14 protein-coding genes are annotated in these 15,388 nt (G+C 36.2%); 1 reads left to right on the top strand and 13 read right to left on the bottom strand.

The annotated features are described in order from the left end of the window. Positions 1 to 74: 74 nt before the first annotated feature. The 11 genes from AEQSU_RS13220 to hisG all read right to left on the bottom strand — a co-directional run bounded on the left by AEQSU_RS13220 (position 75) and on the right by hisG (position 10,178). On the bottom strand, positions 75 to 1,163 hold the full coding sequence (locus AEQSU_RS13220) for a nickel-binding protein (RefSeq protein WP_014783375.1): 1,089 nt from the start codon (positions 1,161 to 1,163) through the stop codon (positions 75 to 77). 164 nt (positions 1,164 to 1,327) lie between these two features. After that, positions 1,328 to 1,864 (bottom strand): peptide-methionine (S)-S-oxide reductase MsrA, encoded by a 537-nt coding sequence (gene msrA, locus AEQSU_RS13215; protein ID WP_014783374.1) that lies wholly within the window; start codon positions 1,862 to 1,864, stop codon positions 1,328 to 1,330. Positions 1,865 to 1,933: 69 nt separating this feature from the next. Further along, positions 1,934 to 3,016, bottom strand: a complete 1,083-nt coding sequence (gene corA / locus AEQSU_RS13210) for a magnesium/cobalt transporter CorA (RefSeq protein WP_014783373.1) — start codon at positions 3,014 to 3,016, stop codon at positions 1,934 to 1,936. A 43-nt stretch (positions 3,017 to 3,059) separates the two neighbouring features. Beyond that, positions 3,060 to 3,665, bottom strand: coding sequence for a bifunctional phosphoribosyl-AMP cyclohydrolase/phosphoribosyl-ATP diphosphatase HisIE (hisIE, locus tag AEQSU_RS13205; RefSeq protein ID WP_042492507.1), 606 nt, complete (start codon positions 3,663 to 3,665; stop codon positions 3,060 to 3,062). Positions 3,666 to 3,669: 4 nt separating this feature from the next. Further along, positions 3,670 to 4,425, bottom strand: coding sequence for an imidazole glycerol phosphate synthase subunit HisF (gene hisF, locus AEQSU_RS13200; RefSeq protein ID WP_014783371.1), 756 nt, complete (start codon positions 4,423 to 4,425; stop codon positions 3,670 to 3,672). Then, the gene (gene hisA / locus AEQSU_RS13195) at positions 4,415 to 5,173 is read right to left on the bottom strand and encodes a 1-(5-phosphoribosyl)-5-[(5-phosphoribosylamino)methylideneamino]imidazole-4-carboxamide isomerase (protein WP_014783370.1); all 759 of its coding nucleotides are present in this window, start codon (positions 5,171 to 5,173) and stop codon (positions 4,415 to 4,417) included. The genes hisF and hisA overlap by 11 nt, the downstream gene beginning before the upstream one ends. A gap of 3 nt (positions 5,174 to 5,176) precedes the next feature. After that, positions 5,177 to 5,758, bottom strand: a complete 582-nt coding sequence (gene hisH / locus AEQSU_RS13190; RefSeq protein ID WP_014783369.1) for an imidazole glycerol phosphate synthase subunit HisH — start codon at positions 5,756 to 5,758, stop codon at positions 5,177 to 5,179. After that, entirely contained in the window at positions 5,758 to 6,894 is a 1,137-nt protein-coding gene (gene hisB, locus AEQSU_RS13185) for a bifunctional histidinol-phosphatase/imidazoleglycerol-phosphate dehydratase HisB (protein ID WP_014783368.1), read from the bottom strand. Before hisB ends, hisH begins: the two co-directional genes overlap by 1 nt. Then, positions 6,891 to 7,946 (bottom strand): histidinol-phosphate transaminase, encoded by a 1,056-nt coding sequence (hisC, locus tag AEQSU_RS13180; protein ID WP_014783367.1) that lies wholly within the window; start codon positions 7,944 to 7,946, stop codon positions 6,891 to 6,893. Before hisC ends, hisB begins: the two co-directional genes overlap by 4 nt. Then, positions 7,939 to 9,237 carry a histidinol dehydrogenase gene (gene hisD / locus AEQSU_RS13175; protein ID WP_014783366.1) on the bottom strand — a complete coding sequence of 433 codons (1,299 nt, stop codon included), beginning with the start codon at positions 9,235 to 9,237 and terminating at the stop codon, positions 7,939 to 7,941. The genes hisC and hisD overlap by 8 nt, the downstream gene beginning before the upstream one ends. 83 nt (positions 9,238 to 9,320) lie before the next feature. After that, entirely contained in the window at positions 9,321 to 10,178 is an 858-nt protein-coding gene (gene hisG / locus AEQSU_RS13170; protein ID WP_014783365.1) for an ATP phosphoribosyltransferase, read from the bottom strand. 294 nt (positions 10,179 to 10,472) lie between these two features. Here hisG and AEQSU_RS13165 point away from each other — a divergent pair, with 294 nt between their 5' ends. Continuing rightward, the gene (locus AEQSU_RS13165) at positions 10,473 to 12,203 is read left to right on the top strand and encodes a sodium:solute symporter family protein (RefSeq protein ID WP_014783364.1); all 1,731 of its coding nucleotides are present in this window, start codon (positions 10,473 to 10,475) and stop codon (positions 12,201 to 12,203) included. 101 nt (positions 12,204 to 12,304) lie between these two features. Here AEQSU_RS13165 and AEQSU_RS13160 read toward each other — a convergent pair whose 3' ends face one another. Further along, entirely contained in the window at positions 12,305 to 12,658 is a 354-nt protein-coding gene (locus tag AEQSU_RS13160) for a hypothetical protein (protein WP_014783363.1), read from the bottom strand. Positions 12,659 to 12,669: 11 nt separating this feature from the next. Beyond that, entirely contained in the window at positions 12,670 to 15,030 is a 2,361-nt protein-coding gene (locus AEQSU_RS13155; protein ID WP_014783362.1) for a WD40/YVTN/BNR-like repeat-containing protein, read from the bottom strand. Positions 15,031 to 15,388 lie beyond the last annotated feature (358 nt).

Here is a 15,388-nt window from a genome sequence, read left to right as displayed (position 1 = left end):
TTAGACCAAATAAAAGTAATTTTAGACCAAGAAGAATTACAGGTCTAAGTATTTGTAGTACAGTAATTTATTTATTAGCTATGAAAATTTGAAGGTAGAATTCCATATTTTTTATAGAAACATTTCGAAAAGTAGGCAGGGCTGCTAAAGCCTGCTTGATAAGCAATTTCAGAAATATTAGAATTCTGTTTTTCCAATATTTCTAATGCTTTGTTTAAACGATATTCTCTTAGAAACGTATTCGGAGATTTACTGACCAAATTCATCATGGTCCGGTATAATTTAGATTTGCTATAACCTAAATTCGCTTCAAAATTATTGACGCCTGTTTCTGGATTCGACCATATTTTTTCGGTATAATCCATCAGTTGAGTTATAAATTCTTCCTCCGTACTACTCAAAACACGAATGATTTTACTTTCAGCTAATGGCTTATTTTGGTTTTCTCCTTCGTATAGATCTTTAACAGCAGTTGTTATAGTAATATCTGCTTTGGCTATGTCGCATAAATAATCGGAGGTTTTTATGGTATCCTCAAAAATACCTTCCTTTTCAGTAACCGGAATTCCTGCGCTAATTCCTATTTTAAAGGCTAAATCTGGAGTAATAACACAATTGTGTGATTCTTGAATTTTTATTCCACAATTCATAGCATCGGTAATAGATTTAAAAGACATCAAAAAGGTTTTCGCTTCTTGTTTAACTACACGTCCGTTATATTGAGAAGTCAAGGTATTAATAGAAGTCGTATAGCCTCTAATAGCTGCCTTTAGAGTGTTTGTTTGGGATTCTCTTAAAGTTTTGTTTTTTATTTTAACAACCATGATGGTTCTAAAAGCAGGATCGTTAATAATATTGAGGCTCGTGTTTTTTGATTTTTCTGGATCTTCTATACGTCCCAAAAAAGATTCCACAATGGTATCATTCACTTCAATAATACGTTGTGGAATAGCGCCATGTGAGTTTTGATGTAAATCTATAACTGCCTGTTTATCCGGCGCATCTATTAAACAAAAAGCCGTTTGTCTTTTCTCGTCACACCAGTAGGTCAATCCGCGACAATTATATTTATGCTCAATATCTAAGTCGGCTTGATGCATTTCTGCAACGTGCTTTGCTGTGAGACCCTCAGGAAGGTCGTGAAAGTCCATAAATAATGGCATCTACTTAGTTTTGAATGTAATGTACGTTATTTTTTTAAATTATGTAGATTCCATACTGGCCTAAGAACTAGTTAACTTGTCTTTCTCCTTCGGTATACCATACTTGCGTTTGCCATTCAGAAACCCACGTGTAGAATATTTTTTTAAAATATCCCAATACCTTTTTAAGCAGAAATGCTTTTAAGCTTATCGGCATGCATCTTCCGAAGTTTTGTCAATTTTGGAGTAATAACCGCACTGCAATAACCAGCATCCGGATTATTGGCGTAATAATCTTGATGATCATTCTCGGCTTCATAAAATATTTGTAACGGACTGATTTCGGTTACAATAGGATTTTCGTAATACGGCGCCATTTCTTTAGCCACGGTTTCTGCTATTTCATTTTGGGTTTCGTTGTGGTAATAAATTACCGAACGGTATTGGGTGCCCGCATCGCCACCTTGTCGGTTTAGTGATGTTGGGTCGTGGCTGGTCATAAAAATGACCAATAAATCTTCGTAAGATATTATATCGGAATCATAAGTTACTTGAACAACTTCGGCACAACCCGTTAACCCTGAACATACTTCACGATAGGTTGGTTTTCCCGGCACCGTGCCTCCACTGTATCCAGAAACTACTTTTTCTACACCTTTAACTTCGTTTAATATAGCTTCAATACACCAAAAACATCCGCCACCTACAGTCATTAATTTCATATTTCAGTTTACTTTAAATCGATTGTTTAGCGCTGTATAGAACATAAATTAGTGTTGAAGGGAGAAAGCCTAAAGCCACTTCTTCCTCTTAAAATACCAAATCATTCCTAAGAAAACCAAAGCCATTACGCCCAACAGATAGAAATAACTATTTTTATAGTGAAGTTCCGGTATATTGTCAAAATTCATCCCGTAGATTCCTGCTAGAAAAGTTAATGGAATAAAGATGGAAGCCATAATAGTCAAGACTTTCATCACTTCATTCATCTTGTTGCTAATGGTCGTCATATACATATCCATCAAACCCCAAATCATTTCTCGGTATATTTCAACACTTTCGTTTACTTGGATAATATTATCATACAGATCGCGAATGTATTTGTTGGTGCGTTCCTCTATAAGCGGGTTTTCGATTTTTTCTAATCGATTTATAACCTCACGCAATGGCATTACTGCTTTTCGGATTTTTAATATTTCTTTTTTAAGATCTTGAATTTCTTGAGTGATGTTAGTATCTTCTTTATCATCAAAGAGTTTATCCTCCAACAATTCCACTTTGTTACTTAAAAATTCAACGACGCTAAAGTAATTATCAACCACGGCATCAAGAATGGCAAACATTAAATAATCTGCTCCCGCCCCACGAATACGGCCTTTGCCGTGCTCTAATCGTTCACGTAAATCTTCAAAAACATCGCCTTCAGCTTCTTGAAATGTTAAAACGTAATCTTTTCCCATCACCAAGCTTATATGCTCGTTTGTGAGTTTTTCGTCATCATAATGCAACATTTTAAAAACGATAAAAAGATATTCCTCATACTCATCAATTTTTGGGCGTTGATAGGTGCTTACAATATCTTCCTGAATTAACGGATGAAGTTCAAAATGGTTTCCGAGGGTAATAATATCATTGGTATTGCTCAGTCCGTTTACGTTTATCCAAGTAATATTGGTTGAATCCTCATAATTAAAGGCTTCGTGTATGTCATTGGTTTCAAAACGGTGGTAATGTTCCTTGGAATAATCTATTATGTCCAGTTTTGTAACCGTCGTAGTCTTTTTTCCAGTATAGGTAACCGTTCCTGGCGAAAGATTCCTAGCTCTTTTGGGTTGAATTTTTGTGGTCTGATTGTTTTTTCTTCTAGCAGCCATAGGATGATGTTTAATTTCTTAAAGGTAGGAAAAGGTATAAAGATTATTCTGCATTATGGCGTTGCAGAAGAATTTTTTCAACATCATTCAACGTAAAACCTTTGGCTTGCAACAAAATTAAATAATGAAATAACAAATCGGCGCTTTCATTTAGAAAGAGGGCATCGTTGTTATCTTTCGCTTCAATCACAACTTCTACAGCCTCCTCTCCTACTTTTTGCGCAATCTTATTCATTCCTTTTCTAAAAAGTGACGAAACATAAGAATCTTCATTCTCAATATCCTTCTTTCTATTTTGAATTGTATTTTCTAATGAGGAAAGAAAACCAAAGTCTGAAACATTATTTTCTCTCCAGCAAGTGTCTGTTCCTTTGTGGCAAACAGGACCAACGGGATTCACCTTTATTAAAAGTGCATCGCTATCACAATCTACCGCTATTGAAACAAGGTTTAAAAAATTACCGCTTTCCTCACCTTTTGTCCACAGGCGTTGTTTGCTTCTGCTGAAAAAAGTAACTTTTTTTGATTCATTCGTTTTCAGAAAAGCTTCTTCATCCATATACCCAAGCATTAAAACTTTGTTTGTTATAGAATCTTGAATTATCGCGGGAACCAATCCGTCTTCGTATTTTTTAAAATCTATATTCATAATTTTAAATTCTAACAGGAATTCCCTGTGTTTGTAATTCATTTTTTAATTCTGAAATGGTAATTTCCTTAAAGTGAAAAACACTGGCAGCCAATGCAGCATCTGCTTTTCCAACTTTAAAAGTATCCGTAAAATGCTGAATAGTTCCTGCGCCACCCGAAGCGATAATTGGAATATTTAAACCTGTTGACAGTTTTGCTAAGGCTTCATTTGCAAAACCATTTTTGGTCCCGTCGTGATCCATTGAAGTGAAAAGAATTTCACCTGCACCTCGTTGTTCCACTTCTTTTGCCCAATCAAATAAATCTAAATCTGTAGGCACCTTCCCTCCTACCAAATGCACTATCCATTTGCCCTTAATTAGTTTTGCATCAATTGCTACAACGATACACTGAGAGCCAAATTTTGAAGCAAGTTCATTAATCAACTGCGGGTTTTTTACTGCGGCAGAATTTATAGATACCTTGTCGGCTCCGTTATTAAGAAGTATTTCAACGTCTACCACCGAAGAAATTCCACCCCCAACTGTAAACGGAATATTGATGGTTTCAGCAACTTTCAAAACCAAAGCTGCCAAAGTTTTTCTGCGCTCCGCGGTGGCTGAAATATCAAGAAAAACCAATTCATCCGCGCCATTTTCAGAATAGAATTTGGCCAGTTCCACAGGATCGCCGGCATCTCGTAAGTCTAGGAAATTAATTCCTTTTACGGTTCGCCCGTTTTTAATATCCAAACACGGAATTATTCGTTTACTTAGCATTTATAATATAATTTTCAAGTTGTTTTAATGTAATTCTGTTTTCATAAATCGCTTTCCCTATTATTGTTCCCTCACAGCCTATTTTTGCAAGTTTTGGGAGTTCTTCAAAAGTTGAAATTCCACCGGAAGCTATTAGTTTTATTGCATTTTCAGTGGATTCTGGACTGCGCTTAGACTGACATTCTGTAATTATTTTTTTGTATAAAGCAAAAGAAGGCCCTTGCAACATCCCATCTTTACTAATGTCTGTACAAATTACAGAACGAATACCTTCCTCTAAATACTTTAGTATAAACGGAATTAATTCCTCATTGGAATTCTCAGTCCAACCGCTTATTGCAACCATTTCATTTTTGGCATCGGCGCCCAAAATTATTTTTTCACTTCCGAATTTTTTGAGCCAACTTTTAAAAGTTTCAGGATTTTTAACGGCTATACTGCCGCCAGTTATTTGGTTTGCACCACATTCAAAAGCGATTTTTAGATCTTCATCAGTTTTTAAACCGCCTCCAAAATCAATTTTTAATTTGGTTTGTGAAGCAATTTCCTCCAAAATTTTATGATTTACAATGTGTTTGCTCTTTGCGCCATCCAAATCCACCAAGTGCAAATATTGAATTCCGTGCGCTTCAAATTGTTTTGCAACTTCCAGCGGACTTTCATTATAAATCTTTTTTGTACTATAATCACCTTTGGAAAGACGAACGCATTTTCCGTCGATAATGTCTATTGCTGGAATTATTCTCATAGATTATAGATTTAAAAAATTCTGTAAAACTTGTTCACCAGCTTTACTGCTTTTTTCTGGGTGAAATTGCACTCCGTAGAAATTATCCTTTTGTAATGCCGATGAATACTGAATTCCGTATTCAGTGGTCCCAATTGTTTCTTCACATAATGGCGCGTAAAAACTATGCACCAAATACATAAACTCATTTTCTGAAATATCTTTAAACAGCTCCGATTTTAAGTTTTGAATTTGATTCCAACCTATTTGAGGTACTTTTACTGAGGTTGAAAATTTCAGAACATCAACATCAAAAATTCCCAAACCCTCTGTTTTTCCTTCTTCGGAAGAATTACAAAGTAGTTGCATTCCCAAACAGATTCCTAAAACTGGTTGTTTAAGCGTTGGGATAACTTTGTCTAAGCCAGAGCCTTTTAGCTTTTGCATTGCACTGCTCGCTTCGCCTACACCTGGAAAAATAACTTTGTCTGCATTCATAATTTCAGTTTCATCGTCGCTTAAAATAGCTTCTACGCCCAATCTTTTCAAAGCAAATTTTATACTTTGAATATTACCCGCACCGTAATTAATTATTACTACCTTCATTAAAGTAGGCCTTTAGTTGAGGGTAAAATCATTTTATCGGCATCGCGCTTTACAGCCATTTTTATTGCTTTTGCGAACGCTTTGAAAATAGCTTCAATCTTGTGGTGCTCGTTGGTTCCTTCAGCTTTTATGTTGAGGTTTGCTTTTGCGCCATCGGTAAAGCTTTTGAAAAAGTGGTAAAACATTTCTGTTGGCATTTTTCCAATCATTTCACGTTTAAAATCTGTATCCCAAACCAACCAATTTCTTCCACCAAAATCAATGGCAACCTGCGCCAAACAGTCGTCCATAGGCAAACAGAAACCATATCGTTCCATCCCTAATTTATCGCCAAGCGCATTATTAAAAACTTCGCCCAAAGCAATTGCGGTATCCTCAATAGTGTGGTGCTCGTCTACTTCCAAATCGCCTTTTACTGTAATTTCTAAATCCATTTGTCCGTGACGCGCCAATTGATCTAACATATGATCAAAAAATGCAATGCCAGTATTTATGGTAGATTTTCCAGTTCCATCCAAATTCAACTTTATGGAAATATCCGTTTCATTCGTTTTTCTATGAATTTCTGAAACGCGTTGTTTCAGTTTTAAAAACTCATAAATTTTTTGCCAATCATTGGTCTCCAAAGCAATGTATTGTTGAAGTTCTTCCTCTTTCAAAGAAATTTCATTAGTGCCCAAAAATGTTTCATCATTTATAAAAATACCTTTTGAACCAAGGTTTTTGGCTAATTCAATGTCCGTCAACCTATCGCCAATTACGAACGAATTTTTAAGATCGTATTCATCTGAAAAGTATTTTTGAAGCAAAGCAGTGCCAGGTTTGCGGGTTTCAGCTTTTTCGTGAGGAAATGTTCGGTCTATAAGTACTTCTTTGAAAATAACGCCTTCATTTTCAAAAGCTTTCATTATAAAATTGTGAACGGGCCAAAAGGTTTCTTCGGGAAAAGACGCTGTCCCCAAACCATCTTGGTTGGTAATCATTACCAATTCAAAATCGAGTTCCTTGGCGATTTTTCCGAGATAAGTGAACACTTTTGGGTAAAAAATCATTTTCTCAAACCCATCAATTTGCTCGTCCACGGTTTCTTTTATAATCGTGCCGTCACGGTCTATAAATAATACGCGCTTTTTCATTTTTGTAATTCTTTTAAAATGGATATTAATTTTTTATTTTCTGAAGCTGTGCCGACGGTTATTCGCAGCGTATTTTCACAAAGCGGTTGTGAACTTCTGTTGCGAACCACAATCCCTTTTTCCAGCAATTGCTTGTAACGTTTATCGGCATCATCAACTTTCAATAGGATAAAATTGGAATCCGTTGGATATGTTTTTTCTATAAATTTAAGCCTCTTTAAAGCTTTAATTAATGTCTTTCTTTCTTCTTTTAATGAAGTGATTTCACTTTGAATGTTTTCAATATCCTGAAGTTTTTCTATTGCTCGTTTCTGTGTTAACTCATTAACATTATACGGCGGTTTAATTTTATTTAAAACTGCAATTATTTCTGCGGAAGCGTAACAAATTCCCAAACGAATTCCAGCCATTCCATAGGCTTTTGAAAGGGTTTGCGTAATTATTAAATTCGGAAAATCATTCAACTTTTCTATCCAGCTTTTCTTTGAAGCGAAATCAGTATAGGCTTCATCAATTACAACCAAACCATTAAAGTTTTTCAACAGATATAAAATATGTTGGGAAATAAATAAATTTCCCGTTGGATTGTTTGGAGAGCAGATGAATAGAAGCTTTGTGCGCGAATCCTCAGTTCTTGAAATTTCATCTAGATCAGGTTGAAAATCTAAATCGAGAAGAACTTCCCTATTTTCAATATTGTTCAAATTGGCTAAAACACTGTACATTCCATAGGTTGGCGGAAGTGTAATTACGTTATCTCTTGCCGGTTCACAAAACGCCCTAAAAATTAGGTCGAGCACTTCATCGCTTCCGTTTCCTAAGAGAATTTGATTCTCTGGAATGCTTTTCTGTATTGAAATTATGTTTTTCAATGTTCGTTGCTGCGGATCGGGATAACGGTTTACATCAGTTTCAAAAGGATTTTCATTGGCATCGAGAAAAATCATTTCACTGTCAAAATCCTTGAATTCATCGCGAGCAGAACTATATGGCTTCATTTTGGCCACATTTGGACGAATGAGAGTATTTATGTTAAAATTAGTTTTATCCATCACTTTTGCTTTTTAAACTGTTCAACCTCAAAGTAACAGCGTTTTTATGAGCTTGCAATCCTTCAGCTTCAGCCATTATTTCTATTGCTTTTCCGATGTTTAGAATTCCTTCTTTAGATATTTTCTGAAACGTCATACTTTTCAGAAAACTGTCCAAGTTCACTCCGCTATACTGCTTCGCATATCCGTTTGTGGGTAAGGTGTGGTTCGTCCCCGAAGCGTAGTCGGCAGCGCTTTCGGGAGTATAATTTCCTATAAAAACCGAGCCTGCATTTTCAATATTTTCAAGAAAGAAATCTTCATTTTCGGAAACAACTATGAAATGTTCGGGAGCATATTCATTAATTAAATTTATAGCTTCAGAATTACTTTCAACTAAAATTAATTTTGAATGATTAATCGCTTCGGAGGCAATAGTTTTACGCGGCAACACTTCAAGTTGTTTTTCAACTTCAATTGCTACGGCATTCAATATTTTTTCTGAAGTTGTAACCAGAATTACCTGACTATCTGCGCCGTGTTCGGCCTGCGATAAAAGATCTGAAGCCACGAAAGATGCATTTGCCGTATCATCTGCAAAAACAAGTAGTTCCGATGGACCGGCAGGCATATCGATTGCCACGCCGTGCTTTGTAGCAATTTGCTTTGCAACAGTTACAAATTGGTTTCCCGGACCAAAAATTTTATAGACAGAAGGTACTGTTTGCGTCCCAAAAGTCATTGCGGCAATAGCTTGTATTCCGCCAATTTTAAAGATTTTTGTTACGCCGCATAAGTTTGCCGTATAGAGTATAGCGGGATTGATCTTACCGTTTTTATCGGGCGGTGTACAAAGTATAATTTCTTTACAACCCGCAATGTTTGCTGGAATAGCCAACATTAAAACCGTTGAAAATAACGGTGCAGAACCTCCGGGAATGTATAAACCAACTTTTTGAATGGGTCGTTTTTCTTGCCAGCAAAGCACGCCTTCTGTAGTCTTAACCGTTAATTTTTCAGTTTTTTGTGCACCGTGGAATTTTTCAATATTTGTCTTTGCTTGGTGAATAGCTGCCTTTAATTCTCCGGAAACATCACTTTCGGCGGTAGTAATTTCTTCCTTTGAAACTAACAACTTATCAATTGTAATTCCATCGAAAAGTTGGGTGTACTTTTGAACAGCTGTATCTCCTTTGGTTTTAATTTCTAAAAATATTTCGTTTACAGTCGCTTCTATATCAGTTATAGTTTGCGTTGGCCGTTTTAAGATTTCAGACCAAGTCCCGAGTTTGGGGTTGTATATTTTATTCATCTTTTAAAATTCAAAATTTAATAATCAATCCTTCGACTGCGCTCAGGGTGACAGATTTACTATTTATTTACTTTTCTCAAGCCTCAAACTATCATTTTTTCAATAGGACAAACTAGAATTCCTTCTGCTCCAGCTGCTTTCAATTCTTCAATTACCTCCCAAAAAGTATCTCGATTTACTACGGAATGAATACTGCTCCAGCCTTCTTCTGCTAGAGGAAGCAGCGTTGGACTTTTCATTCCCGGAAGAATTTTAATGATGTCGTCAATTTTGTCATTAGGAGCATTCAAAAGTACATAACGCGAATCGCGACCTTGCAAAACAGATTTAATTCTAAATTGAAGTTTTTCGAGTATGTTGTTCTCGATATCTGAAATATTTGGAGATACTGCGAGCACTGCTTCACTTTTCATAATAACTTCTACTTCCTTCAAATTGTTTTTAAACAGCGTACTTCCGCTGCTCACAATATCGCAAATAGCGTCTGCAAGGCCTATGTTTGGTGCGATTTCTACGCTGCCGTTAATGATGTGGAGTTCTGCATTTATTCCGTTTTTATCTAAATAATCTTGCGTGGTTTTAGGGTAACTGGTGGCGATGCGTTTTCCGTTTAGGTCTTTGATGGAATTATACTTCATAAACTTCGAAACGGCCAAAGAAACGCGACATTTAGAAAAGCCCAAACGCCCAACAATATTGATTTCTTCTCCCTTTTCAACTAAAAGATTTTCACCAATAATCGCGCAATCTATTACGCCATCTTTCAGATATTGAGGAATATCGCCATTGCGCAAATAATATATTTCCAAAGGAAAATTAGTGGCTGAAGCCTTTAATTGGTCGCGGCCATTATCTATATAAATACCGCAATCCTTAAGTAGAGCAAGCGATTCATCGTGGAGTCGACCTGATTTTTGTATAGCTATTTTTAGTTTTTGCATTTTGAAAATATTTGTTTTAGTTCAGTTTAGGGAATAAAAAAACCCGCTTGATTGCTCAAACGGGTTTTTGGAATATTGTGAAATTTATACAACAGCCATATTACCTCGCAGGAGCGTGGAAAATAATATGATGATGATGTAAAAATAAGTTGTTCATAATTCTGTGGACAAATCTAAACAAAAAATATGTTCAAAAAACTGTGAATATAAAACTTTAACGCTTTATTAATTTTCAAAGCAATTTCTTTACTTTCACAAACGAAAACGTAAACAACCATTAAACCTATATTTCTTATGCATTTAGAAATTCTTGATTGGATAATTATAATTTCATTTTTTATAGTTTTCATCGTAATAGGTCTTGTTGTCGCAAAACAATCTGGGAAAGACTCAAAATCCTTTTTCCTATCTGATAGAAATATGCCTTGGTGGTTGCTCGGCGTAAGTATGGTAGCTACTACGTTTGCTGCCGATACACCTAACTTTGTTGCAGGCGTAATACGTGAAGACGGCGTGTTCGGAAACTGGATTTGGTGGAGTTTTCTGTTAACGGGAATGCTAACTGTATTTTTTTACGCGAAACTTTGGCGAAGAAGCGGAATAACTACAGATTTAGAGTTTTATGAATTGCGATACAGCGGAAAAAGCGCAGCATTTTTAAGAGGATTTCGAGCCATCTATCTTGGCATTTTCTTCAACATCGTAATTATGGCAAATGTTTGCTTGGCGACAATTAAAATTGGTCACGTAATGTTTGGGTTATCTGCGGTACACGTTTTATTAATTGCTTCGCCTGTTGTTGTTATTTATTCTGCTTTTGGAGGATTGAAAGGGGTTTTATTGACAGATTTTGTGCAATTTATTATTGCGATGATCGGAAGCATTTGGGCAACTATTTACATTGTAAATATGCCAGAAATCGGCGGAATAGACAAACTACTCTCCACTCCCGCCGTTGCAGCAAAAACAGCAATGCTCCCAGATTTTTCAAAACCTGAATTGTTAATTCCACTACTTATAATTCCGCTGGCTGTTCAATGGTGGAGCGTTTGGTATCCTGGTGCAGAACCTGGTGGCGGTGGTTATATTGCACAAAGAATGTTGGCAGCAAAAGATGAAAAAAATGCTACTTATGCAACGCTATTTTTCAATATTGCGCATTATGCCCTTCGCCCTTGGCCGTGGATTATTATTGGGTTGGCTTCAATAATTGTTTTTCCAAATCTTGAAAGCTTACAAGCCGCTTTTCCTGATTTAAATCCAGCTTTTGTGAAAAATGATTTGTCTTATCCTGCGATGCTTACATTTTTGCCTGCTGGTCTATTAGGAATCGTTATTACATCACTTATTGCAGCGTTTATGAGTACGATTTCTACACACTTAAACTGGGGAAGTTCTTATGTAGTAAATGACTTTTATGTACGTTTTCTTCGGAAAGAAGCTACTGACAAAGAACAAGTTGCCGTTGGAAGAATTTCCACAGTTGTAATGATGGTTTTTGCAGGTTTGTTGGCACTCGTTTTGGAAGAAGCACGAGACGGTTTCAACTTATTGCTATCTATTGGCGCTGGAACAGGTTTACTGTTTATTTTACGTTGGTTTTGGAGCAGAATTAACCCTTACAGCGAGATTGCTGCAATGCTAATTTCTTTCGTTATCGCTGCTTTCTTCTTTATAAATGGAAAAATGGACACACCGATGGTTGATATTGCTGGGCATTGGCAACTAGTTATTGGTGTTGTAGTAACTACAATTGGCTGGGTGGCTGTAACCTATTTAACGAAACCTTCCGACGCCGAAACACTGAACAGTTTTAACAGCTTAATCTTTGGAAATGAATCTAAATTCAAAGGTTTTGGAATGAAGATTCTTGGGTTTTTTGCAGGTGTTGTAGGCGTTTACTGTACGCTATTTGCCATCGGAAACTTTATTTATAGCAATAACGTTTTGGCTTTCAGCTTATCGGCAGTAGCTGTTGTTTGTGGGTTGGTGATTATTAAGTCTTTTCAGAAGACTGATTTGTAGATATTATAGATTTTCTAGCTAAATAAAACTTGATTTTCGGCAAGTTTTAGTAACATATTGAAAATACTCAATATTTATATGGAAGTCAATGAATATCTGATCTACCTCTGCAATATGACCCTAAACAATATAAAGTTCTTTTTTCCAGCCAGCCTGGTGTATTCAATTCTTACGTTTACATTGTTAGCGTATGCGTATTGTAACATTTCGAACATGGCGGTATGCGTTAGTTCGTTAGAATCTTTTCGCAACTGAAAACCAAACGCATTATCGGGCTTGGAGTCAATCTTCATAATTACTTCCGCATCAATCTTATCTCCAGACGGTCCATATTTGTCACCCACATCACTCAAACGAAGAAGGATTACTTTACCTATTGTTGCTTCTACCTGTTGGGCAAATAACGTACTATTACACGCTAATACCAGTACAAAAACATAAACTATATTTTTCATAATTTTATATTTTAGTTAATTATTCTTTTAATAATACCGCTGTGAATGCTCTTTCTAACATACTCCAACATTATGTTTTCATTCTGTTGAAAGGCTTTCTGAAGCATTCTATACATATTTAAGGCTGATTTTTCATTTTCATTTTTTCTGAGTTGCATACCAAAACTCATTTCAGTCTGTGAGTCTATTTTTACAATTACTTCGGCATCTAACATATCGTATCCGCTTCCATATCCGCCACCAACATTATGCAATCGTAAAAAATTGATTTTACCTTCCGCGGAAAGCGTACTGCCAATAGGATTATCTGTATTGACTTCATATGCTCCTCTGCCAAAAGTAACTGCCCGCAATACACCAGTTATTGGCTGCACTTCTAGATCGGTAACAGTAATACCATTGGGCAGACCATTTATATATCGGGACCAATTGCAACTGGTGCCATCCACGGATATCACCCCTTTATAGATACCGTCTATTAACGTGCCAGCAAATATTGTGCGGTCACGCATTAAATCAACAGCAATCGTATTTACCCTTATGTTATCCGGTAAATTAGAACTAATGTCGGTAAACACATATTGTCCGTTCCTTTTATTTCCAATGTATACTCTTCCCGCATTAATACTATTGAAAGCCAAGTATAATCTGTTCTCATTGTGCGGATCAGGTTGAATATCAATAGAGGGACGTATAGAGGGGTGGTTAAACAGAACCTCAAAATCCTGCTCGTTTGTAGATTTATATATCCGTCCAGTTAAGGTGCCTGCAAATAACGTATGTGTTTTTTTATCAATGGCTATATGCGCAACATCCTGCCCAGAAGGGTTAAATATCTGTCGCCAAGGCATTCCTTTCCACAGTCCATTGCAGGTTGCATAGACAATGGATGCATCATCAGGATGGGCAAGCACCTGATATTTCGTTACACCGAACTCATTGGCTATATCGCAATCACCGAGCTGTAAACCAGCGTCTGACCAGTCACTTCCAGCGTTTGTGGACTTTTTTAATTGATTTATACGTTGGCCACCCTCATAATAAACATTATTATCCTTTGGAGAAATCTCTGAATATTCAGAGTCACCTCCAACTAAAAATTTCCAGTTCTTGGATCCTGTATATTTACTCATACCATTATCTTGTGTACCAGCAATTATAGTATTCGGTTGTTCTGAAGCAGTGGACATATTATAGAATTCTGTGATGGCCATACCTTTGCCAATAAATTTCCAATCGTCCAATCCACTGTTTTTAGAGCGGTAAATACCGCCATCCGTTCCGAAATAGACTATTTTAGAATTTGTTGGATCAGAATAATATGCATGATAATCCGCGTGCGGCGTCTTAGATGTCCCTTCAGGTATTCTTGTAAAGTCATCGCCTCCATTGGTAGATACCCATAAATCAGTTCCCGATGCAAAAACAATATCACGGTTATTGGGATCCGTATAAATAGTATTCCAAAGCCGTCTGAAAACAAGATCTCCATTAATATCACCTTCTGCTTTCCATCCTTTCTTCCACTCCTGCTCCATTATGCCGCCAATGGAACACGAGAATTCAGCCGTGCGGTAAATCGTCCAGTCTGTACTGGTTTTAAAAGCTGCATATTTACGGCCTCCCGAAATTGCCAATTGAATAGTTGTTGCAGGATCGGTAATAACTGGAAGACGACCATTGGAACAGCCAAAAAGTTTTCGCCAGTTGTGATTACCAGCTCGGTCTTTAAATCCTTCATAAACACCGGATTGTGTTACATCATTACTTTTGGTAACACTAGCGTAGAACTTTGAGGAATTTAAAGGATCAATAAGTAAACTTTTTATTGCACCACGATCTAATATCAGACTCCAACTGTTGCCAGCATCATTTGAATAATAAACTCCTGGCCTAGCTAAATTCCCTTCAATTTCTGCAGCTATATATAATATATTTGGGTCTGAAGGATGGACAATTAGTGTATTATTAACGGCATTTAAGTTTCCTGTATATTTTCTGACCCAGCTAGCACCTGCGTTCATTGATTGATATAAGCCTACCGGAGTAACAATGTAAATTAAATTGTGATTGGTTTTGGCTATGACTATACATTCTATATTTAAAGAAGGTAAATTGTCTGTTAATGGGCCCCAATTATCGCCTCCGTCAATAGTTTTCCAAAGCCCTGTACCTCTTGCTCCACCATAAATAATTTTAGAATCGGTTTGGTCAATAGCCAATGAAGTGATACGACCATTAGAGCCTAGCCCCCGGTTAATATGATCGGGGCCTATGGAAACCCATTCACCAACTGGAGAAACTGATTGAGCATAGAAAGCTTGCACGCACAAAAGGAAGAAAGAAGATACTATTAATATTACTTTTTTCATACGCAAGTTTTTTAATCATTTTTGGAACTCAATACCTGAATTCCAAAAACCTTATTAAGAATACTAAACTAATGTCAAAACTATTATATAGCTATTTGGGATACGAAATTTGCTATTTCTATTTTATTGTAAATATTTATCAAAAAAGAATCTGTTGAATCATCAACTGTTAAATTTTATTGGCTCTATAAAATTTAATTAATTTTTCTGGTTTAGCATAAGTTTGAGAAAACCATACGCTGTTACCAGTAAAGATATAAATATATTATTTCACCACAACATCTTTAATCACTTATTATCGAAACGCTTAGCTTGTTAATTATTATTTATAAAACTTAAAAGAGTTATCAAAATAGAG

Source organism: Aequorivita sublithincola DSM 14238 (assembly GCF_000265385.1).
Lineage (GTDB): Bacteria > Bacteroidota > Bacteroidia > Flavobacteriales > Flavobacteriaceae > Aequorivita > Aequorivita sublithincola.
The sequence above is the reverse complement of the archived record's forward strand: the minus strand, read 5'-3'. Positions and strand labels throughout refer to the sequence as shown.